At 73.0% G+C, this 21,299-nt stretch carries 19 protein-coding genes; 11 read left to right on the plus strand and 8 right to left on the minus strand.

From position 1 onward, the window contains the following. Positions 1–48: 48 nt before the first annotated feature. Together ACFYWQ_RS40240 and ACFYWQ_RS40245 are read right to left on the minus strand one after the other, a co-directional pair. Entirely contained in the window at positions 49–1,452 is a 1,404-nt protein-coding gene (locus tag ACFYWQ_RS40240; RefSeq protein WP_389524710.1) for a metallopeptidase TldD-related protein, read from the minus strand. After that, positions 1,449–2,972: a TldD/PmbA family protein gene (locus ACFYWQ_RS40245; protein ID WP_389524713.1), complete on the minus strand. Its 1,524-nt coding sequence runs from the start codon at positions 2,970–2,972 to the stop codon at positions 1,449–1,451. The genes ACFYWQ_RS40240 and ACFYWQ_RS40245 overlap by 4 nt, the downstream gene beginning before the upstream one ends. A gap of 367 nt (positions 2,973–3,339) precedes the next feature. On the opposite strand from ACFYWQ_RS40245, the gene fabG reads away from it, so the two are divergent. The 3 genes from fabG to ACFYWQ_RS40260 all read left to right on the plus strand — a co-directional run bounded on the left by fabG (position 3,340) and on the right by ACFYWQ_RS40260 (position 5,369). Continuing rightward, positions 3,340–4,059, plus strand: a complete 720-nt coding sequence (gene fabG / locus ACFYWQ_RS40250) for a 3-oxoacyl-[acyl-carrier-protein] reductase (RefSeq protein WP_389524715.1) — start codon at positions 3,340–3,342, stop codon at positions 4,057–4,059. Positions 4,060–4,064: 5 nt separating this feature from the next. Next, a complete protein-coding gene (gene fabI / locus ACFYWQ_RS40255) occupies positions 4,065–4,832 on the plus strand; it encodes an enoyl-ACP reductase FabI (protein ID WP_389524717.1) in 768 nt (255 codons plus the stop codon). Positions 4,833–5,003: 171 nt separating this feature from the next. Then, positions 5,004–5,369: a hypothetical protein gene (locus ACFYWQ_RS40260; RefSeq protein WP_389524720.1), complete on the plus strand. Its 366-nt coding sequence runs from the start codon at positions 5,004–5,006 to the stop codon at positions 5,367–5,369. A 15-nt stretch (positions 5,370–5,384) separates the two neighbouring features. Here ACFYWQ_RS40260 and ACFYWQ_RS40265 read toward each other — a convergent pair whose 3' ends face one another. Then, positions 5,385–6,074: a FadR/GntR family transcriptional regulator gene (locus ACFYWQ_RS40265; RefSeq protein ID WP_389524723.1), complete on the minus strand. Its 690-nt coding sequence runs from the start codon at positions 6,072–6,074 to the stop codon at positions 5,385–5,387. A 70-nt stretch (positions 6,075–6,144) separates the two neighbouring features. Here ACFYWQ_RS40265 and ACFYWQ_RS40270 point away from each other — a divergent pair, with 70 nt between their 5' ends. From ACFYWQ_RS40270 to ACFYWQ_RS40285, 4 genes are all read left to right on the plus strand, one after another. Beyond that, positions 6,145–7,434 (plus strand): CynX/NimT family MFS transporter, encoded by a 1,290-nt coding sequence (locus tag ACFYWQ_RS40270; RefSeq protein ID WP_389524726.1) that lies wholly within the window; start codon positions 6,145–6,147, stop codon positions 7,432–7,434. A 147-nt stretch (positions 7,435–7,581) separates the two neighbouring features. Next, entirely contained in the window at positions 7,582–7,698 is a 117-nt protein-coding gene (locus ACFYWQ_RS40275; RefSeq protein WP_385077999.1) for an SGM_5486 family transporter-associated protein, read from the plus strand. Between the two features lie 170 nt (positions 7,699–7,868). Further along, positions 7,869–8,078: a hypothetical protein gene (locus ACFYWQ_RS40280; RefSeq protein ID WP_389524730.1), complete on the plus strand. Its 210-nt coding sequence runs from the start codon at positions 7,869–7,871 to the stop codon at positions 8,076–8,078. 106 nt (positions 8,079–8,184) lie between these two features. After that, the gene (locus ACFYWQ_RS40285; protein WP_389524732.1) at positions 8,185–8,703 is read left to right on the plus strand and encodes a SixA phosphatase family protein; all 519 of its coding nucleotides are present in this window, start codon (positions 8,185–8,187) and stop codon (positions 8,701–8,703) included. Positions 8,704–8,950: 247 nt separating this feature from the next. On the opposite strand, the gene serB is transcribed toward ACFYWQ_RS40285, so the two are convergent. Both serB and ACFYWQ_RS40295 read right to left on the minus strand, forming a co-directional pair. Next, positions 8,951–10,165: a phosphoserine phosphatase SerB gene (gene serB, locus ACFYWQ_RS40290; RefSeq protein WP_389524735.1), complete on the minus strand. Its 1,215-nt coding sequence runs from the start codon at positions 10,163–10,165 to the stop codon at positions 8,951–8,953. Positions 10,166–10,334: 169 nt separating this feature from the next. After that, the gene (locus ACFYWQ_RS40295) at positions 10,335–12,728 is read right to left on the minus strand and encodes a streptophobe family protein (RefSeq protein WP_389524739.1); all 2,394 of its coding nucleotides are present in this window, start codon (positions 12,726–12,728) and stop codon (positions 10,335–10,337) included. A gap of 247 nt (positions 12,729–12,975) precedes the next feature. Between ACFYWQ_RS40295 and ACFYWQ_RS40300 the strand changes: the two genes are divergently transcribed. Then, entirely contained in the window at positions 12,976–15,573 is a 2,598-nt protein-coding gene (locus ACFYWQ_RS40300) for an FHA domain-containing protein (protein WP_389524741.1), read from the plus strand. Between the two features lie 88 nt (positions 15,574–15,661). Here ACFYWQ_RS40300 and ACFYWQ_RS40305 read toward each other — a convergent pair whose 3' ends face one another. From ACFYWQ_RS40305 to ACFYWQ_RS40315, 3 genes are all read right to left on the minus strand, one after another. After that, complete coding sequence (locus ACFYWQ_RS40305) at positions 15,662–16,414, minus strand: transglycosylase SLT domain-containing protein (RefSeq protein WP_389524744.1); 753 nt, start codon at positions 16,412–16,414, stop codon at positions 15,662–15,664. Between the two features lie 413 nt (positions 16,415–16,827). Next, complete coding sequence (locus ACFYWQ_RS40310) at positions 16,828–17,991, minus strand: S-adenosylmethionine:tRNA ribosyltransferase-isomerase (protein WP_389524747.1); 1,164 nt, start codon at positions 17,989–17,991, stop codon at positions 16,828–16,830. After that, positions 17,988–18,686: an SDR family NAD(P)-dependent oxidoreductase gene (locus ACFYWQ_RS40315; protein WP_389524749.1), complete on the minus strand. Its 699-nt coding sequence runs from the start codon at positions 18,684–18,686 to the stop codon at positions 17,988–17,990. The genes ACFYWQ_RS40310 and ACFYWQ_RS40315 overlap by 4 nt, the downstream gene beginning before the upstream one ends. Positions 18,687–18,956: 270 nt before the next feature. Between ACFYWQ_RS40315 and ACFYWQ_RS40320 the strand changes: the two genes are divergently transcribed. From ACFYWQ_RS40320 to chpE, 3 genes are all read left to right on the plus strand, one after another. Continuing rightward, positions 18,957–20,102, plus strand: coding sequence for a GAF domain-containing sensor histidine kinase (locus ACFYWQ_RS40320; RefSeq protein WP_389524752.1), 1,146 nt, complete (start codon positions 18,957–18,959; stop codon positions 20,100–20,102). Then, positions 20,095–20,736 (plus strand): response regulator, encoded by a 642-nt coding sequence (locus ACFYWQ_RS40325; protein ID WP_389524755.1) that lies wholly within the window; start codon positions 20,095–20,097, stop codon positions 20,734–20,736. Before ACFYWQ_RS40320 ends, ACFYWQ_RS40325 begins: the two co-directional genes overlap by 8 nt. Before the next feature lie 188 nt (positions 20,737–20,924). After that, complete coding sequence (gene chpE, locus ACFYWQ_RS40330) at positions 20,925–21,170, plus strand: chaplin ChpE (RefSeq protein ID WP_389524758.1); 246 nt, start codon at positions 20,925–20,927, stop codon at positions 21,168–21,170. The last annotated feature ends 129 nt before the right edge of the window (positions 21,171–21,299 follow it).

Raw genomic sequence — 21,299 nt, forward strand, 5'->3', positions numbered from 1 at the left:
GTCTCCTCGATGATCCTCGGGCAGCCGGGACGACTACCGGCTACGAGGTTATACGCCCTGGCTGACAGAGCTCATATTGAAATCCGGCACCCGCAGGGGCGGCATCGCGGCCCGGGTGAACCAGTCGCTCCACTCCCTGGGCAGCGTCTTCTCCGTGCGCCCGGCCTCGGCCGCCCGGCCCAGCAGATCGACCGGCGACTCGTTGAAGCGGAAGTTGTTCACCTCGCCCACGACCTCGCCGTCCTCGACGAGGTACACACCGTCCCGGGTCAGGCCGGTCAGCAGCAGCGTCGCCGGGTCGACCTCGCGGATGTACCACAGGCAGGTCAGCAGCAGCCCGCGCGCGGTGCCCGCGACCATCTCCTCCAGGGAGCGGTCGTCGCCGCCGTCCAGGATCAGGTTGTCGCCCGCGGGCGCCACCGGCAGCCCGGTCAGGCCCGCGCTGTGCCGGCTGGTCGTGAGGTGCCTCACCTCGCCCCCGCCGATCCACTCGGTCGCCCGGATCGGCAGCCCGTTGTCGAACACCGACTGGTCGCCGCCGGAGGAGTGCGCGACGACGAACGGCGCCGACTCCAGACCCGGCGCGTGCGGGTCGCTGCGCAGCGACAGCGGCAGCTCGGTCAGCCTCTCGCCGAGGCGGGTGCCCCCACCCGGCCGGGAGAACACCGTCCGCCCCTCGGCCGCGTCCCGGCCCGACGCCGACCACAGCTGGTAGATCATCAGGTCCGCCACGGCGGTCGGCGGCAGCAGCGTCTCGTACCGCCCGGCGGGCAGCTCGATCCGCCGCCGGGCCCAGCCCAGGCGTACGGCGAGCTCGGCGTCGAGCGCCGCCGGGTCGACGTCCTTGAAGTCCCGGGTCGACCGGCCCGCCCACGCCGACCGCGTACGGTCCGGCGACTTCGCGTTCAGCTCCAGCGTCCCGTTCGGCTGGTCGTGCCGCAGCCGCAGCCCGGTCGACGTGCCCAGGTACGTCGACACCATCTCGTGGTTGGCGAACCCGTACAGCTCCCGCCCGCCCGCCCGCGCGCGGGCGAACGCCTCGCCGAGCGCCGGCGCGAAGTCGGCGAACACGGCGGACGAGGTCTCGGCGGGCGCCTCCGTGAACTCGGGGGACCGCTCCGCACCCGTGACCAGCGGCTGCGCGTCCTCGGCGGGCCCGGCGCCGCGCGCGGCGGCCTCGGCGGCCCGCACCAGCGGCTCCAGCTCGTCCGGGGTGACCGCCGCCCGCGAGACGACCCCCGAGGCGGTGCCCTCCTTGCCGTTCACCGTCGCGATCACCGTGAGCGTGCGCGAGCGCGTCACCCCGTTGGTGGTGAGGGCGTTGCCCGCCCAGCGCAGGTTGGCGGTCGACTGCTCGTCGGCGATCACCACACAGCCGTCGGCCCGCGACAGCTCCAGGGCCCGCTCCACGATCTCGTGCGGCTGGACCGCCTTGCTGGTGCGCGCGCTCATCGGCCGGCCTCCTGCGTGGTGTTCAGAATGTTGACGCCCTTGAACAGGGCCGACGGGCAGCCGTGCGAGACGGCCGCGACCTGCCCCGGCTGGGCCTTGCCGCAGTTGAAGGCACCCCCGAGCACGTACGTCTGCGGACCGCCGACCGCGGCCATGGACCCCCAGAAGTCGGTGGTCGTCGCCTGGTAGGCCACGTCCCGCACCTGCCCGGTGATCCGCCCGTTCTCGATGCGGAAGAAGCGCTGCCCGGTGAACTGGAAGTTGTACCGCTGCATGTCGATCGACCAGGACCGGTCCCCGACCACGTAGATGCCGCGGTCGACGCCCCCGATGAGGTCCTCCGTGGACATGCCGGCGGGGTCCGGCCGCAGCGACACGTTCGCCATGCGCTGCACCGGGACATGGCCGGGGGAGTCGGCGTACGCGCACCCGTTGGAGCGGTCGAAGCCGGTGAGCCTCGCGATCCGCCGGTCCATCTGGTAGCCGGCGAGGGTGCCGTCCTTCACCAGGTCCCAGGACTGCGCCCGCACCCCTTCGTCGTCGTAGCCGATGGTGGCGAGGCCGTGCTCGGCGGTGCGGTCGCCGGTGACGTTCATCAGCTCCGAGCCGTACCTGAGCTTGCCGAGCTGGTCGAACGTGGCGAAGGAGGTGCCGGCGTAGGCGGCCTCGTAGCCGAGGGCCCGGTCCAGCTCGGTGGCGTGCCCGATGGACTCGTGGATGGTCAGCCACAGGTTCGACGGGTCCACGACCAGGTCGTACAGCCCCGGCTGGACGCTCGGCGCCCGCATCTTCTCCGCGAGCAGCTCCGGGATGCGCTCCAGCTCATCGTCCCAGTCCCAGCCGGTGCCCGTGAGGTACTCCCAGCCGCGCCCGACCGGCGGGGCGAGCGTCCGCATCGACTCGAACTCGCCGCTCGACTCGTCCACCGACACCGCCGTCAGCGACGGATGCAGCCGCACCCGCTGCTGCGTGGTCACCGTGCCCGCCGTGTCGGCGTAGAACTTGTTCTCGTGGACGGTGAGCAGCGAGGCGTCGACGTGGTTGACGCCGTTGCCCGAGAGCAGCCGTGTGCTCCACTCCGCCAGCAGCGCCGCCTTCTCCTCGTCGGGCACGGTGAACGGGTCGATCGCGTACGACGACACCCACGTCTTCTCCGCGTGCACCGGCTCGTCGGCCAGCTCCACGCGCTCCTGCGACCCGGCCGCCTCGATCACCCGGGCGGAGAGCTTGGCCATGGCCACCGCCTGCGAGGCGACCTTGGCCGCCGCGTCCATCGTCAGGTCCACGCCGGAGGCGAACCCCCATGTGCCGCCGTGCACCACGCGCACCGCGTACCCGAGGTCCGTGGTGTCGGACGACCCGGCGGGCCGCGCGTCCCTCAGCCGCCAGGACGCGCTGCGCACCCGCTCGAACCGGAAGTCCGCGTGCTCCGCCCCCAGCGCACGCGCGCGTGCGAGCGCGGCGTCGGCGAGGGCGCGTAGGGGTAGCGCGAGAAAGGTCGGATCGATGCCGTGGGCCACAGGAGGCTCTCCCCTATCGAAGTGTTCTCAAGGTGTTCTTTGCGCGTGCTCTGTGGAAGGGACAGGCCGCAGTCAAGCACGTCACATCCGATCATGCCGTGTCCACCCTGTTTCGTGAGGCGGCCGAGGGGAGTTGGGGAACGGCGGTGGGCGCGTTCCGCGGGAGCCCGGCCTCCTCGTGGGCCACGCCGGGTGCCGACTGCCGCCCGGCGCCGGGCGAAACTGTAGGGACCCGACAGTCAGCCCCCTGCGCCACTGTCGGTGCCCCCTTGTCCGCGAGCGCGACCGGACCGATAGGTTCGAGGGAAGCCGCCTGTCACCCAGCGTCCGGGCGGTCGTGTCAGACCCCTAGGGAAAGGGTGATCCGTTGAGCCGCTCGGTTCTCGTCACCGGAGGAAACCGGGGCATCGGCCTCGCCATCGCCCGCGCGTTCGCCGACGCCGGCGACAAGGTCGCGATCACGTACCGTTCGGGTGAGCCGCCGGCCGCCCTGACGGAACTGGGCTGCCTCGCCGTCAAGTGCGACATCACCGATGCCGAGCAGGTGGAGCAGGCCTACAAGGAGATCGAGGCCGTGCACGGCCCGGTCGAGGTCCTGATCGCCAACGCCGGCATCACCAAGGACCAGCTCCTGATGCGCATGTCCGAGGAGGACTTCACCTCGGTCGTCGACACCAACCTCACCGGCACCTTCCGGGTCGTCAAGCGCGCCAACCGCGGCATGCTGCGCGCCAAGAAGGGCCGCGTCGTGCTGATCTCCTCGGTCGTCGGGCTCCTCGGCTCCGCGGGTCAGGCCAACTACGCCGCCTCCAAGGCCGCCCTGGTCGGCTTCGCGCGATCCCTCGCCCGTGAGCTGGGCTCGCGCAACATCACCTTCAACGTCGTCGCGCCCGGTTTCGTCGACACCGACATGACCAAGGTGCTCACCGACGAGCAGCGCGCGGGCATCGTCTCGCAGGTCCCGCTCGGCCGGTACGCGCAGCCGGAGGAGATCGCCGCGACGGTGCGGTTCCTCGCCTCGGACGACGCCTCGTACATCACTGGAGCCGTCATCCCCGTTGACGGCGGACTGGGAATGGGTCACTGATCACCATGAGCGGAATTCTCGAGGGCAAGCGCGTCCTGATCACCGGTGTGCTGATGGAGTCCTCCATCGCCTTCCACACCGCCAAGCTGGCCCAGGAGCAGGGCGCCGAGATCATCCTGACCGCGTTCCCGCGGCCCACGCTGACCGAGCGCATCGCCAAGAAGCTGCCGAAGCCCACCAAGGTCATCGAGCTCGACGTCACCAACGACGAGCACCTCGGCCGTCTGGCCGACATCGTCGGCGAGGAGCTGGGCGGCCTCGACGGCGTCGTCCACTCCATCGGCTTCGCGCCGCAGGACGCGCTCGGCGGCAACTTCCTCAACACGCCGTTCGAGTCGGTCGCCACGGCCATGCACGTCTCGGCGTACTCCCTGAAGTCGCTCACCATGGCCTGCCTGCCGCTGATGCAGAACGGCGGCTCGGTCGTCGGCCTCACCTTCGACGCGCAGTACGCCTGGCCGCAGTACGACTGGATGGGCCCGGCCAAGGCCGCCTTGGAGGCCACCAGCCGTTACATGGCCCGCGACCTGGGCAAGCAGAACATCCGCTGCAACCTCATCTCCGCCGGCCCGATCGGCTCCATGGCCGCCAAGTCCATCCCGGGCTTCAACGACCTGGCCGCCGTGTGGGACAGCCGCTCCCCGCTGGAGTGGGACCTCAAGGACCCCGAGCCGGCCGGCCGCGGTGTCGTCGCCCTGCTCAGCGACTGGTTCCCGAAGACCACGGGCGAGATCATCCACGTGGACGGCGGTCTGCACGCCATCGGCGCCTGACCTCCGGCCGAAGCACCGAAGCACCGACGCCCCGTCCCCCGGGTCTCGCGGGGGGCGGGGCGTCACCCGTCCGGGCTACTCGACCGGGCGGGGAGGGGCCGTCACCAGCCATGATGAGGTGTGCGTTCCGCACGCGCTTCCCTCCCCAGCACGGCCGAGGAGGTCCCCCTTGTGCGCCTGTCCCGCAGCGTGGCCCCAGTGACCGTCGCCGTCTTCGTCGTTCTCTCCCTGCCGTACCACGCCCTGCCCCACGCGCGCGGGGAGGCATCGCCCGCGCAGGCACCGAAGCCCGCCGCCTCGCCGGAACCGTTCGGCGCGGAGTGCCGCGTCACGGTCCGCGGCTCCCACGTCGTCGCCTACTGCCACAACCCCTACGCCGAGGTCGACCGCGTCCGCCTGCACATCGAGTGCGCCCGCTGGTGGGACCTGGACACCGACGGAGCCCCCGCCGACGCCGGACCCGCCATGACCGTACGGCTGACCGGCCGGTGCTGGAAGGAGGTCGGCGCGGCCTGGGTCAGCCACCGCAGGCCATGAGCACCACGGCCCGGGTCAGCTACCGGACGCCGTGAACCGCCCGGGCCGGCACAGGAACGGATAGCCGGCCGCCTCCGTGGCCGCCCGCTCCGCGTCACCGGCGCGGATCGCGTCCACCAGCCGCGTGTGGTCCATGTACGTCTCCGGCGTCAGCTCCTCGCCCACGTCCTCGCGCAGCCAGTCCCGCAGCACCTCGCCGAGGTCCGCGTACATCGCGGTCATGACGTCGTTGTGGGAGGCGGCCACCACCGCCAGGTGGAAGGTCGCGTCCGCCGCGACGAACGTCTCGGCGTCGCCCGACTCCCACGTCTCCTCGCGCCGCAGCAGCAGCGCGTCCAACTGCTTGAGGTCCTTCTCGGTGCGCCGCTCGGCGGCCAGTTTCGCCGCGCCGGACTCCAGCGTGGAGCGCAGTTCGGCGATGTGCCGCGGATCGGTGGTGGCGAAGCGGCGGTGCATCACGCCGGCCAGCTCGCTCGTCGCCACCACGTACGTGCCCGAGCCCTGCCGGATGTCCAGCAGGCCGTTGTGCGCGAGGGCGCGGACGGCCTCGCGGACGGTGTTGCGGGCGACGCCCAACTGCTCGACCAGCTCGGGCTCCGTCGGGATGCGCGAGCCCACCGGCCACTCACCCGAGGTGATCTGGGTACGCAGCGCGGTGATGACCTGCTCGGACAGCGCCGAGCGACGGGGATGGCTCAGGGGCATGGCACACCTTCGCACGGGCGGGACGGGGCGACGGCACCCGGGGATGGACAACCAATCATCCCATGATTCTATGATGGGCCTCATGGCCAGTGAGGAAACACGGACGACGCCGTCCCCCGCCCCGCCCGCCCCGGCGGTTGACGAAGCGCCGCGGACGGACACGCGCGCGTGGGCGCAACGCCTGCTCGTGGTCGGCATCGTGCTGGCCGCCTTCAACCTCCGACCGGCCATCACGAGCCTCGGCGCCCTCCTCGAAGAGGTCCGCGACGGCCTCGGCATGAGCGGCAGCCTGGCCGGCCTGCTCACCTCCGTGCCCCCGCTCTGCTTCGCCGTCTTCGGCGTCACCGCCCCCCGCCTCGCCCGCCGCTTCGGACCGGGCGCGGTGGTCTGCGCCGGCATGGCCGCGATCACCGCGGGCCTGCTGATACGGCCGTACGCCGGGAGCACGCCCGGTTTCCTGGCCGCCAGCGCCCTCGCCCTCATGGGCATCGCCGTCAGCAACGTCCTGATGCCGGTGATCGTCAAGCGCTGGTTCCCCGACCGGGTCGGTTCCATGACCGGCCTGTACTCGATGGCCCTCGCCCTCGGCACCTCGACCGCCGCGGCGATCACCGTGCCCGTGACCGACGCGCTGGGCGGTGGGTGGCAGCCCGGACTCGCGGTCTGGGCGGTCCTGGCGGCGGTCGCCGTCCTGGCGTGGCTGCCACAGGTGCGCAGGCGGGAGGCGGCGCCCGACGCGCGGGCCACCGCGCGCGCGGAGGCGCCGGCCGGGATGCGCGTCACCCGCAGCCGCACCGCCTGGGCGCTCGCCGTCTTCTTCGGGCTCCAGGCCACCGCCGCCTACATCACCATGGGCTGGATGGCGCAGATCTTCCGGGACGCGGGCGTGGCGGCGAGCACGGCGGGCCTGCTCCTCGCCGTCACGATGGTGATGGGCGTGCCCCTGGCCTTCGTCATCCCGCGCGTGGCGGCCCGGCTGCCGCACCAGGGCCCGATCGTGCTCGCGCTCGGTGTCTGCGGCCTCGCCGGATACGCCGGCCTCTACCTCGCGCCCGCCGGCGGCGCCTGGGCCTGGGCGGTGCTGCTCGGCGTCGCCAACTGCGCCTTCCCGCTGGCCCTCACCATGGTCGGCATGCGGGCCAGGACCGGCGCGGGCGTGGCCCAGCTGTCGGCCTTCGCCCAGAGCACCGGCTATCTGATCTCCATCCCCGGCCCGCTCCTGGTGGGCGTCCTCTACCAGCACAGCGGGGGCTGGGGCCTGCCCCTCGCGCTGATGGCGGCGCTGATGGTCCCGCAGACGGTGGTGGGCGTGCTCGCCGGGCGCGACCGCACCGTGGAGGACGAGGCCGCCGCCCGCTGACCTCGGTGCGCACCGGGTCGACCTCGGACGCCCCGGGTCGACCCGGGGGCGAACCGCGTCGACCCGGGGGCGAACCGCGTCGACCCGGGAGTGAACCGCGTCGACCCCGGGCGCACCGCATCGCACGGCGGGTGCGAGACTGGGCGCATGCCCGTGCTCGACCCGAACCCCCAGAACGGCCAGAAGAAGATGCTGCTCGTCTTCGGCTCGTTCCTCCTCATCTTCGTGATTATCGCCGTCGTCGCGACGATCGCCTCGCCCTGACGGGCCCGCTCCCCCTGGGCGGTGGGGTTAACCCCCCTGTCCCCTAGGGGGCCAGGGTCAGGGTCAAGTGGGTGGACCACCGGATGGGGGGAGGCCCGCCGGATCCGTACCTTCGAGAAGTGACCGCGCGACGCGGACCACGGACGACTCGAAGACCCGCGGAGGCACTCATGCCGGCCCCTACGCACACCCGGCCCCACCCGGTCGCCCCGAGCGGCGGCATCGCCACCCGGCTGCCCTGGTGGGCCCTGGCGCTCCCGGCCCTGGCCTTCGTCGCCCTGCTCACGCTGATACTGAACCCGTCCGACGCCCAGGCGGCCGCCGGCGACCCGACGATCCCGCACCTCGTCGAGCGCGTGCGCCACCTGCTCGCGCGCTAGCCGTGTCGATCACGCCCCGGACACGCCCTTCACCCCCCGGCCGACCGGCGAAGGCGCATGTCAACTCCCTGCGCCACATGGCCTGTTTCATGCGAAGCTGGGAGCCATGAGCGTCGTAGAACCCCGCAGGATCGTCCTCTTCCGGCATGCGAAAGCCGACTGGCCCCAGGTGACCGACCACGAGCGGCCGCTCTCCGAGCGGGGCCGTCATGACGCCGCCATCGCCGGACGCAAGCTGACCGACACCGACATCCCCATCGATCTCGCGCTGTGCTCCACCGCCACCCGCACCCGCGAGACGTGGAAGCTCGCCGTCCAGGAGTTCCCGCAGCGGCCGAAAACCGTCTACGAAGAGCGGATCTACGAGGCCTCCCCGGGCGAGCTGATCGCCCTGCTCAACGAAACCCCCGACGACGTGCGCAGCATCCTCCTCGTCGGCCACAACCCGGGCATCCACGGCCTCGCCGACATCCTCTCCGGCACCGCCGAGGACGACGCCCGCGAGCGCATGAACCGCCGAGGCTTCCCGGCCGCCGCCTTCGCCGTCGTGTCCTTCGACGGCTCCTGGAAGTCCCTGGAGCCTGCCGTCGGCACCCTGACCGACTACTGGGCGCCGTCCGAGTGAGCCCGCGGCAGGAGTGATCCGCGGGCGGCCGAAGCACCCGCGGGCGGGCGCGGCTCCGTCTCCGGGGACCGTCCCGCCGACCTCCCCGGCGGGCGCGGCCCCGCACGCGGGGTGCTCCGGCACCCGCACGCGGACGCGCCGGCACTCGCACGCGGGACGCACCGGCACGCGCGAGGGCCCGGCACCCCTACGGTGCCGGGCCCTGCCGTCGACCGCTGCGGGTCGATGTCGATACGGCTAGCGCCGGCTAGCGCTCGTCGTGGGTGTCCGCCGCCTCGACCTCTTCGCGGGTGATGCCCAGCAGATACAGGACGGTGTCCAGGAACGGCACGTTCACCGCGGTGTGGGCGGCCTGTCGCACGACCGGCTTGGCGTTGAAGGCGACACCGAGACCGGCCGCGTTGAGCATGTCCAGGTCGTTGGCGCCGTCGCCGATCGCCACCGTCTGCGACAGCGGTACGCCCGCCTCGGCGGCGAACCTGCGCAGCAGCCGCGCCTTGCCCGCGCGGTCCACGATCTCCCCGGTGACCCGGCCCGTCAGCTTCCCGTCGACGATCTCCAATGTGTTCGCCTGGGCGAAATCGAGCCCCAGCCGCTCCTTGAGGTCGTCGGTGACCTGGGTGAAGCCGCCGGAGACGACCCCCACCTGGTAGCCGAGTCGTTTCAGCGTCCGGATGAGGGTGCGCGCACCCGGCGTCAGCCGCACCTCCGCGCGCACCTTCTCCACGACCGACGCGTCCAGCCCCTCCAGCAGCGCCACGCGCGCGTGCAGCGACTGCTCGAAGTCCAGCTCGCCCCGCATCGCCGCCGCCGTCACCTCGGCGACCTGCTCCTCACAGCCGGCGTGCGCGGCGAAGAGCTCGATCACCTCGTCCTGGATGAGCGTGGAGTCGACGTCCATGACCACGAGCCGCTGGGCGCGCCGGTGCAGGCCCGCCGCCACGACGGCGATGTCGACACCCAGCGCGGCCGCGTCGGTGACCAGGGCGGTGCGCAGCGGCTCCGTCTCCACACCGGAGACCGCGAACTCGACGGCCGTCACCGGATACTTCGCCAGCCGGAAGATGCGGTCGATGTTGCCGCCCACCTTGGTGATCTGGGCGGCGACGGCGGCCGTGGCCTCCGCGGTCAGCGGGTGGCCGAGCACGGTGACGAGGGAGCGGCCCAGACCGCGCGGCCGGTTGTCACCGATGCCGGAGATGATCTCCGCCTGCATCTTCATCGACTCCGCCCAGCTGTGGACGGTCGCCCGAAGGTCCCCCTCCAGCCCGTGCGGCGGCTCGGTCACGAGCGCGCACAGCACCATACGGCCACGGGTGACGACCTGCTCGATGTCGACCACGTCGACGGAGTAGGCGGCGAGGGTGTCGAAGAGGCCGGCCGTGATGCCCGGCCTGTCCTTGCCGAAGATCTTGACAAGGAGGGTGGGGACGTCGGTCGGCGAGGTCTGCTCAGCGCTCATGGTGTACCCACCGTATCCGGCACCCAGTGCCGACCGCCGCCCAGGTCCGCCTAGCGGACACGGAACAGTGGGTGGCGTGCCGGTGACCCGCGCATGACGACGCGGCCACGACTGCCGGTGCCACGTCCCGCCCTGCGGCCGGACGGCTCAGCGGGACGCGTCGGACGGCTCAGCGGGGCCGTTTCGGCCTGTCGGGCGGGGGCGCGGCCGGAGGCGGGGGAGGCGGTGGGGGAGGAACCGACGGAGGGTGCGGCGGTGAAGGCGGGGGAGACGAGGGGGGCCGCGGGGGTGGTGGGGGCGGCGGAGGCGGCCCGTCGTCGGCGTCCCGTGCCGGTCGCTCCCCGGGCCGCGGAGGGTCGCCGGGACGCCGCGGCGACCGGGGCGGCGGTCCTACTGGCCGGACCATGGTGGGCGCGTCGTACAGGTCGCCGAGCGGCGGCGGCCCGTCCGGACGCCGCTCGTCCCCCGGAGTGTCCGGAGCACCCGGAGGCCCCGGAACGTTCGGGGCAGGAGGACCGACGGGCCGGGCGCCGCCCGCAGGCCCCACGGATCCGCTCGGCCTGGGCGGGAAACCCGGCGCAGACGGCGCAGGCGTGGACGCCGCAGCCCCACCGGGGCGGGGCCCGGGACCGCCCGGCGGCGGGGCGGGACGGGCGTCCTCGGGCGGGGACGCGTCCGTGCCGCGCCCGCCCGGGGACCCCGGGCGGGCGTCCTCCGGCTCCCGCAGACGGTCCGGCACGCGCAGGTACGGATTGGTCGCCGGATTGGGCGGCCGGTACGGCACGCTCGGCGTGTACGGCCCGGACCGGCCCTCGCCGGACCCCGCGGCCGGACGCTCCGCCTTCCCGGCCCCGGCGTCCCGAAGCCCGCCCCCTGCGTCCCCCGCGTCTCCGTGCCCGACACCTGCACCTGCCGCATTCCCGTGTCCGACACCTGCACCTGCCGCACCCCCGCGCCCGACACCGGCATCACCCTCACCCCCGTACCCGACACCCGTAGCGCCCGCGCCCCCGAGCCCGACACCCGCGAACCCGCCCCCAGCAGCACCGCCCCCAACAGCAGCGCCTCCTCCACCACCGCCTCCTGCCCCATCACCCACTACCCCCGACACCCCCACCCCCCTGACACCCCGTGCCAGCGGCGCAGCCCGTCCGCCCGCCGCCCCGGTCGCGCAGGCCAGTGCCGCGCCGACGGCCCCCGCCCCGGCACCCCACGCGACGCCCAGCAGCACCGCCGTGCCGAGGTGCCCGTGCAGCTCGATCCCGGCCTCGAAGGCGTCGAACCCCAGCACGGACAGGGAGGCGTCCGCGGACACGTCCGTCAGCCGGACGAGCAACGGCAGGGCCACCCCGGTCACGACCCCCAGCCGCAGCGCACACCGTCCGGTGAAGCCGGCGAAGCCGACGGCGCCGGCGCCCCCGACGGCGCCCGAGTCCCGGGCCGCCTCGAACGGCGTCCGTACGGCCGCCAACACCCCGGCCAGCAGCATCATCACGACCACCGCCACCGCCAACAGCCACACACGACCGTCCAGTTCGGCCAGTCGGCCCAGCGTCACCGACTGCTCGGTGCCCATGCCCAGCAGTCGGTCCAGCGGAGCCGGCAGCACACCGGTCAGGACGCCCGTCGCCCTGCCGTCCCACGGCACGAACAGGCCGATGCCGAGACCGAGCCAGGCCCCGTTCGGCGCGCCCAGCAGCGCCGCCCCCGCGATGCGCCCGGGGCGGTCGTCGCCGATCGCCCCGTACGCGGCCGCGGCGAACCCGGCCGCCACGGACACCAGCAGCACGGTGACGACGGCGGAGACGGCGGGCCGTACCACCCGGTGCACGGCCTCCCACCCCGGCGGCAGGGGTGTACGGCGCGAGGCCAGCAGGGCGATCGTCAGGACCCCCACCGACCACAGCAGTCCGCCGAGCAGCGTCGGGACCGTGTCGACGGTGAAGCCGACGGCCGCCTGAGCGTCCATCAGATCCCCGAGCCGGTCCGGCAGCAGACCACCGACGTCCCCGAGGTCGCCCAGCCCGGGGATCTCGACCCCACCGCCCCCGCCCCCGCCGGGCAGGTCGTCCAGCCCCAGCGCGCCCCCGTCGATCGTGACGACGTCGTGTCCCGCCCAGGCCAGCCCGCCCAGCACCGCCACGAACAGCGCGACCATCGTGGCCGCGCGGGCGAGGAGTTCGGCGGGCGCGATCACCGCGCCCGCCGTGCGCAGGGACCGCAGGAAGAACCACGACAGCAGCAGCGCCCCGACCAGGCCGACGCCAAGTGGCGTGATCTCGACGGCCGTCACCGCCTCCGCGCCCGTGAGGCCGAACGCCGACACATCCCCCGACGGCGTCACCGCACCACCCGCCCCGAGCGCCACCACCGCCGCCGTCATCGGGCCCAACGAGCCCGCCGCGTCGGCCTCCAGCAGATGCAGCCCGAGCGCCGCGGTCCCCGCCATCCCGATCAACGCCCAGCTCACCGCGGCGATCGCGGACACCAGCACGTCGGCCCACGGCACACCAGTGCCGCGCTCCGAGCCCCCGACGCCCCCGACATCCGTGCCGGCACCCATGCAGACCCCCCGATCCGCGGTGCGGAGCGGCGAAGATCGCCGTTTCCGTCCCTTCTCGCGTGTGTTTACCACTCTCCGGCCCGGTTTCAACCTCGTCAACGGATACGGCCGAGGAGCCCCTACGCGGTCTTCACAAGGCCCGGCTTTCGGTCAGGGGGCCGTGCCTGAAATAGTTCCCGACGATGTTCGACATCCCTAGACTCCCTGTGACGGGGGTAAATCGGGGGACTACTCAGTGGGGCATGGAGTGCCGGAACTCGTACTGGAATTGAACGGACGTACCTGGAGACTGGATCCGTCCAGGGCCTACACCCTGGGACGCGATCCGCAGGGGGACATCGTCCTCGACGACGCCAGGGTCTCCTGGCGTCACGCCACGGTCAGCTTCAACGGCCGTGGTTGGGTCCTGGAGGACCACGGCAGCACCAACGGCACGTTCGTGCAGGGCCAAAGGGTCCAGCAGGTGGAGCTCGGCGCCGGTTCGGCGGTGCACCTCGGCAACGCGACCGACGGCCCCCGCCTGAACCTCTCCGGCGCGGCGGCGGGCGTCGCCGCGCCGCAGGCCCAGCCGCAGCAGCAGCCGTACGCGGCGCAGGGCGCGAACCCCGGCTGGGGCCAGCCGACACCGCAGCAGCAGGCACCGCAGCAGCCGGCACCGCACCAGCAAGCGCCGCACCAGCAAGCGCCGCAGCAGCCGGCACCGCAGGCCGGCTGGCAGCCGCCGGCACCGCAGGCCGGCTGGCAGCCGCCGCAGCAGGCCGCCGCGCCCATCCCGCAGCAGCAGGGCCCCGGCGTCGGCGCGGGGGCGCCGCCGGTCTACGGCGACCGCAGCCCGACCACCTTCCACCAGTTCTCCCTCGGCCGTGTCATGCGCATCGGCCGTGCCCTGGAGAACGACCTGGTCGTCTCCGACCTCCAGGTCTCCCGCAACCACGCCGAGTTCCACTCCACGCCCGACGGCCGTATGGAGATCCGCGACCTCGGCTCGCACAACGGCACGTACGTCAACGGCCAGCCGATCGCCAAGGGCGGCTCGCAGCTGCTCGGCCCGGCCGACATCGTCGGCGTCGGCCACTCGACGTTCCGGATCGTCGGCGACCGCCTCGAGGAGTTCGTCGACACCGGTGAGGTGTCCTTCTCCGCCCGCCACCTGACCGTCACGGTCGACGGCGGCAAGCAGATCCTGAAGGACGTCTCCTTCGGAGTGCCGGAGAAGTCGCTGATCGCGGTCATCGGCCCGTCCGGTTCCGGCAAGTCCACCCTGCTCAAGGCGCTCACCGGCTACCGGCCCGCCAACCAGGGCGACGTCCTCTACGACAACCGGAACCTGTACAAGCAGTTCGCCGAGCTGCGCCAGCGCATCGGTCTGGTCCCGCAGGACGACATCCTGCACAAGGAGCTGACCGTCAAGAAGGCCCTCAAGTACGCGGCCAAGCTCCGCTTCCCCGCCGACACCACGGCGTCCGAGCGCGAGGCCCGCATCGACGAGGTGCTGCGCGAACTGAAGCTGGACATCCACAAGGAGAAGAAGGTCACCTCCCTCTCCGGCGGCCAGCGCAAGCGTGTCTCGGTGGCCCTGGAGCTGCTCACCAAGCCGTCGCTGATCTTCCTGGACGAGCCGACCTCCGGCCTCGACCCGGGCATGGACCGCGACGTCATGCAGCTGCTGCGCGGCCTCGCCGACGACGGGCGCACGGTCCTCGTCGTCACGCACTCGGTGGCCGAACTGGCGATCTGCGACAAGCTGCTGGTGATGGCGCCGGGTGGCTCGGTCGCCTACTTCGGCCCGCCGGAGGAGGCGCTGAACTTCTTCGGCTACGACACCTGGGCCGATGTCTTCTCCGCCTTCGAGAACTACCGCGACTACGACTGGGCGGGCCGCTGGAAGGGCTCGCAGCACTACCAGATGTACGCCGCGGACATCGACGCCACCGCGCCGCAGTCCGTACAGATGCCGCCGATGCAGGCGCTGCGGCCACCGAAGCCGCAGGGCTGGATGTCCCAGTTCGTCACACTGGTGCGCCGCTACGTCTCGGTGATCGTCTCCGACAAGGGCTTCCTCGCCCTCATGGTGATCCTGCCGGCCGTCCTCGGCGCGGTGAGCCTGCTCATCGACCCGGACCGCGGGCTGCTGCCGAACCCGGCCAACCCGAAGACCGGCCGGATCATCCCGAACGGCACGGCCACCACGGTCCTGCTGATCCTGGCCGTCGGCGCCTGCTTCGCCGGTGCCGCGAACTCCGTCCGTGAGCTGATCAAGGAACGGGTCATCTACGAGCGGGAGCGCGCGACCGGCCTGTCGCGCTCCGCGTACCTGATGTCCAAGGTGTTCGTGCTGGGCATGATCACCGTGCTCCAGGGCCTGCTGGTCGGCGTCATCGGCCTCTCCAGCCGGGAGATCCCGGAGGAGGGCCTGGTCCTCGGCAAGCTCACGCTCCTCGAGATGTCGCTGCCGATCATGGCGCTCGGCTTCACCTCGATGATGTTCGGCCTGATCATCTCCGCGCTGGTGAAGACCGCCGAGAAGACCATGCCCCTGCTGGTCATGTTCGCGATCATCCAGGTCGTCTTCACCGGCTGCCTGTTCGCCCTGAACGGCTCGATCGGCGTCAACCAGTTCTCGTACCTGATGCCCTCGCGCTGGGCGGTCGCCGCCGCGGGCGCCACGCTGGACTTCAACAAGATCAGCCCGCCCGAGGAGGGCGTCGGCAACGACCCGCTGTGGGAGCACACCGTCGGCGCCTGGGCCATGGACATGGTCGCGCTGATCGCCCTCGGCGTGATCTGCGGCTTCTTCGTGGCCCGCTTCCTGCGCCGCCACGAGCCCGAGGTCATGCGGAAGTAGTCCGCACACGGCAGACGCCGAAGGGCGGCACCCCGACCGGGGGTGCCGCCCTTCGGCGTCTGCGGACCTTCGGCGTCGGCCGACAGGCTCAGTACGCGCTGTTGACGTTGTCCATGGAGCCGTAGCGGTGGGCCGCGTAGTTGCAGGCGGCGGTGATGTTGGCGACCGGGTCGTAGATGTTCCAGGACGTGCCCGGGACGTGGTAGGCCGAGAAGGTCGGCGGGATGACCTGGAGCAGGCCCTTCGACGGGACGCCGTTGATGGCGTTGATGTCCCAGTTGTTGATGGCGTACGGGTTGCCGGAGGACTCACGCATGATGTTGCGGTGGATGCCCGAGTAGGAGCCCGGGATGCCGTGCTTCTTCATGATGGCGAGCGACTCGCGGATCCAGCCGTCGAGGTTGTTCGAGTAGCTCTTGACGGAGGCCGGCTGGACGGCGGCGCGCAGGGAGGCCCGGCTCGTGGCCTGCTGCACCTTGCGCTCGGCGGCGGCCTTCGCGACCGCACGGGCCACTGCCTTCTTCTGGGCGGCCGCGTCGGCTGCGGCCTTCTTCTTCGCCGCGGCGGCAGCGGCGGCGGCCTTCTTCTGCGCGGCCGCGGCGTCGGCGGCCGCCTTCTGCTTCGCCTCGATGGCGTCCAGCTTCACGGTCACGCCGGCCTGCTGGCCGGTCACGCCGGCCTTGACGTCCTTCACCGGCTCGGAGCTGTAGGCGACGCGGGACGGGGAGGCGGCGTCCGTCGTGGTCGTGTGCGTGTCGGCCGGCACCACGGAGAGGGCGATGGCGGCGGCACCGAGCGTGGTGACACCGGCGATCGCGATCCTGCGAGTGTTCTTGGGCATGGCGGAATGACCTCTTCGATAGCGCGGAGGTCGCTCTGTCTGTCCACGGCGGACACGGGTGCTTTCGGCACGAACGCCGCGGGGAGAGCCCGCGGCGCTGAGCGACGGCAGCCATTGTTAGCGGCCGCAAAATTCGGAGGCAATCATGTGACGTACGAAGCCAGGTAGTGGATCAGGGAACGGCAAAACGGGACAGACCACAACGTCTGCCCCGTTCAACCCGGACCCTTTTGACTCCTAACGCCCTTCGTACGTGATGTGCACCCTATGCGCGGGCTCACATCCGCCTCTCAGCCTTCTCACTGTCAGTTGCTGGAGCAATGCCGAGCGTGAGTGGTTTCGCGGCGGGCTCGCCACCGCCCCGTCCGGCCGCGACCGGAAGGCCTCGTCCGGACCGGATCGGACCGCCCCGCTCAGGCGGGACCGCGATCCCCGTCCCCCGGCAGCAGGAGGTGCAGATCCCCGAACTCGTGCCACAGGTACCGCCCGCGCAGCGCCTCCTCGTAGCCCCGGTCGACCGCGGCCCGGCCCGCCACCGCCTCCAGCATCAGCAGGTGCGAGGCCTCCGGCTCGTGCAGCCCGGTCAGCAGCCCGTCCACCACCCGCACCCCGCGCCCGGGCGTGACGACGAGGTCCGTCCACCCCTCCCGCGCGCGCACCACCCCGTCCGCCCCGGACGCCGACTCCACGGCCCGCACGGCCGTCGTCCCCACCGCGATCACCCGCCCCACCGTCCGCCTCCCGCCGCCCTGCCGGGCGAGCGCCCCGCGCCCGTCCCGCTCGGCCCGCACGGCGTTGATCAGCCGGGCCGACGCCTCAGGCACCGCGAACCACTCCGGGTACGGCGGCTCGTGCGCCTCCGCCGAGGCCACCCCCGTGTGCAGGGTGACCGGCGCGAACCGCACCCCGCGGCTGACCAGCTCCGTCACCAGCCGGGCGGTGAACGGCCGCGCCGCACTCGGCATCTCCGCACTGCCCGACCCGTCGTCCGACGGCAGCGCGAAGACCGTCTGGTACACCGACAGCGGCTGGTCCCGCTCCGTGTAGGAGTACCGGATGGGCCGCCCGTGCCCCCGCAGCAGCACCGGCACCGGCCCGCCGGACACCCGCGCCCACCACAGCCGCCCGCCGCCCCCGCCCAGCGCCTCCTCGCACACGAGCCGCACGCCTCCCGGCAGCCGCACCTCCGTCCCCCGGACCGCGCCCGCCGCTCTCCCCACCCGCGCGCGCGTGGTGCCCCTCCCGTCCGGATCCCGCAGCTCGACCGCCCACCGCCCGTCGTCCCCGCGCGTGGAGAAGTGCACCACCACGCGCGCGTGCCCGATCCACCCGTCCACCGCGGCCGCCAGCGTGGGCGAGGTGTTCACCACCAGCAGGTCCCCGGCCCGCAGCAGCCCGGGCAGCTCACGGAACGCGTGGTGCGCCACCTCCGTCCCCCGCGACACCAGCAGCCGTACGGAATCCCGGCCCCGGCCGGGGCCGCGCTGCTCGGCCGGTACCCGCGCCGACAGCTCCTCGGGCACACTGCCCCGGCTTCGACCGCGCTCGTGCAGGGGGACCCCGGTGGCCGACGTCATCGCCCTCCCCCCAGCAGCGCCGGAGCCCCGTACCGCCCGCTGGCCGGCCGCTCGTCCAGCAACCGCAGGAACGCCGGCGCCACAGCGCGCGGATCCGGCCGTGGAGCGTCGTCGTCCGGTACGGCCGCCGCGTACAGGTCCGTGGCCATGTCCCCGGGGTCCACCGCCCACACCCGCAGCCCCGGCTCCTCCACGCCGAGCACCGCCGCCAACTGGTCGAGCGCCGCCTTCGAGGCCCCGTAGCCGCCCCACGTCCCGTACGCTTCGGCGCCCGCGTCCGAACTGACCGTGACCACCGCACCCGCCCGCGCCGACCGCAGCAGCGGCAGCGCCTCCTGGACCAGCCCCAGCGCGGCCACGACGTTCACCTCCAGCGCCCGCCGCAGCCCGTCCGCGGGCAGCTCCGCCAGCCTGACCAGCGGCTCGGCGCCCAGCGCGCTCGCGTTGCTCACCAGCAGGTCGCAGCCGCCGAGCCGGCGGGCGGCCGCCACCAGCTCCGACCGGTGCGCGGGATCGGTGACGTCCCCGGCCACCGCCTCGACGCGCGTCCCGTGCTCCGCCGCGACCGCCGCCGTCTCCTTCAGCACCTCCGCCGTCCTGGCGTCCAGCACCAGATCCCAGCCCCGCCCGGCCAGCGCCTCGGCCAACGCCCTCCCCAGGCCCTTCGACGCTCCCGTGATGATCGCCACCGGCATGACAACCGTCCCTTCGTCCGACGACCCGCCTCCGCTCGGCGGTGCCCTCACCGTAGGAACCGCCCCGCCCGCCCCGCCTCGGACGCGGGGCGGGGGACACCGGGGCCCTTCGGCGTACGTCCCCGCACCCCCGCCGCGCGCCCTACGCCCGGCGCCCGGGACCTCGGACCTAGGCCCGGCGCCCGGGACCGCGGACCTAGGCCCCGGGCCCCACCCCGACGCCGCCACCGGTCCGATCCCCCCGTCACACCCCGCCGGTACCGTGAGGGCATGAGTCAAGGCCCCCGGTCCGGCCTCGCCGCGGTGAGCTCCGCGCTGCTGGCCATGAGCAGGCACCTCGAGGTGCGCGACGTCCTCAAGACGATCGTCGCCTCGGCCCGCGAGCTGCTCGACGCGCAGTACGCCGCGCTCGGCGTCCCGGACGACCACGGCGGCTTCGCCCAGTTCGTCGTCGACGGCATCGGCGAGGAGCAGTGGAAGGCCATCGGCCCCCTGCCCCGCCAGCACGGCATCCTCGCCGCGATGCTCCACGAGGCCCGGCCCGAGCGCCTCGCCGACGTGCGCCAGGACCCGCGCTTCGAGGGCTGGCCGTCCGCCCACCCGGACATGTCCAACTTCCTCGGCCTGCCCATCCGCGACGGCGACGAGGTCGTCGGCGCGCTGTACCTCGCCAACAAGAACTGCGCCAAGCCGGCCGGCGGCTGCGGCTTCACCGAGGACGACGAGGAACTGCTCTCCATCCTCGCCCAGCACGCCGCGATCGCCCTCACCAACGCCCGCCTGTACGAGCGCAGCCGCGAACTGACGATCGCCGAGGAACGCTCGCGACTGGCCCACGAACTGCACGACGCGGTCAGCCAGAAGCTGTTCTCCCTGCGCCTGACCGCCCAGGCCGCCGCCGCCCTCGTCGACCGCGACCCCTCCCGCGCCAAGGGCGAACTCCAGCAGGTCGCCGCGCTCGCCGCCGAGGCCGCCGACGAACTGCGCGCCGCCGTCGTGGAGCTGCGCCCCGCCGCCCTCGACGAGGACGGCCTGGTCGCCACCCTCCGCACCCAGATACAGGTCCTCGACCGCGCCCACTCCGCGCGCGTGACCTTCACCAGCCGCGGCGTCCGCGCCCTGCCCGCCGCCCAGGAGGAAGCCCTGCTGCGCGTCGCCCAGGAAGCCCTGCACAACGCGCTGCGCCACTCCGGCGCCGAGCACGTCGAGGTCAGCCTCCACCGGCGCGGCCCGGCCGCGGTCCTGCGCGTCACGGACGACGGCGGCGGCTTCGACCCCACGACGGTCCGCAGGGCCGGCCGCCACCTCGGCCTGGTCTCCATGCGGGACCGGGCGAGCGGCGTCGGCGGCAGCCTGGTGGTGGAATCGGCGCCCGGCAAGGGCACCACGATCGAGATGGAGGCCCCCGGTGGCTGACCCAATCAAGGTGCTGCTCGTCGACGACCACCAAGTCGTCCGCCGGGGCCTGCGCACCTTCCTGGAGGTCCAGGACGACATCGAGGTCGTCGGCGAGGCGGTCGACGGCGCCGAGGGCGTCGCCCGCACCGAGGAGCTGAAACCCGACGTCGTCCTGATGGACGTCAAGATGCCCGGCATGGACGGCGTGGAGGCCCTCCGCAGGCTCCGCGAACTCGACAACCCCGCGCGCGTGCTGATCGTCACCAGCTTCACCGAACAGCGCACCGTGGTCCCGGCCCTGCGCGCGGGCGCCGCCGGATACGTCTACAAGGACGTGGACCCCGACGCCCTGGCCGGCGCCATCCGCTCCGTCCACGCCGGCCACATCCTGCTCCAGCAGGAGGTCGCGGGCGCGCTGCTCTCCCAGGAGGAGGCCACCACCGGGCAGGGCAGGGGAGGCTCGCTCACCGAGCGGGAGCGCGAGGTCCTCGGGCTGATAGCGGACGGCCGCTCCAACCGGGAGATCGCCCGCGCCCTGGTCCTCTCCGAGAAGACCGTCAAGACCCACGTCTCGAACATCCTGATGAAACTCGACCTGGCCGACCGCACCCAGGCCGCCCTGTGGGCCGTACGCCATGGCGTGACCGGCTGAAATGCGCTCCGGCGCACGATCCGGAGCGTTCCGGGGCGCCCTCGCGGAGCGGTTCCCTCCGGTCCGAGATTCATACCGTCGTGGGAATGTCCCCCGGACGGCGCACCCTTCACCGGGCGCCCGCGTTCTCCAGTGCGTACCGCGGCGACTGCCGCGGCACTCGCCAGGAGGGCCAGGAGGGCTCAGAAGTGAAGAACCTGAAGAAGGCAGCGGCCGTGACGATGGTGGCCGGCGGTCTGGTCGCCGCGGGCGCCGGCATGGCCTCCGCCACCGGCGGAGCGGCGGCCCACGGCGTGGCCGAGGGCTCGCCGGGCGTCCTCTCGGGCAACGTCGTCCAGGTCCCGGTGCACGTCCCGGTCAACGCCGTCGGCAACAGCGTCAATGTCATCGGCGTGCTGAACCCGGCCTTCGGCAACTCGGGCCTCAACCACTGACGCCCTTCGCGGACACCGGCCTCCCCCGGCCCCACTCCGGGGGAGGCCGGTCCGCTCACCGCCGAGACCGACCGAGACCGCACGGCCCGCACGGAGCCCCGCGTCGGGAAGAACACAGGACCCCGTGCG

The organism is Streptomyces sp. NPDC003247, from assembly GCF_042888135.1.
Classification (GTDB): Bacteria; Actinomycetota; Actinomycetes; order Streptomycetales; family Streptomycetaceae; genus Streptomyces.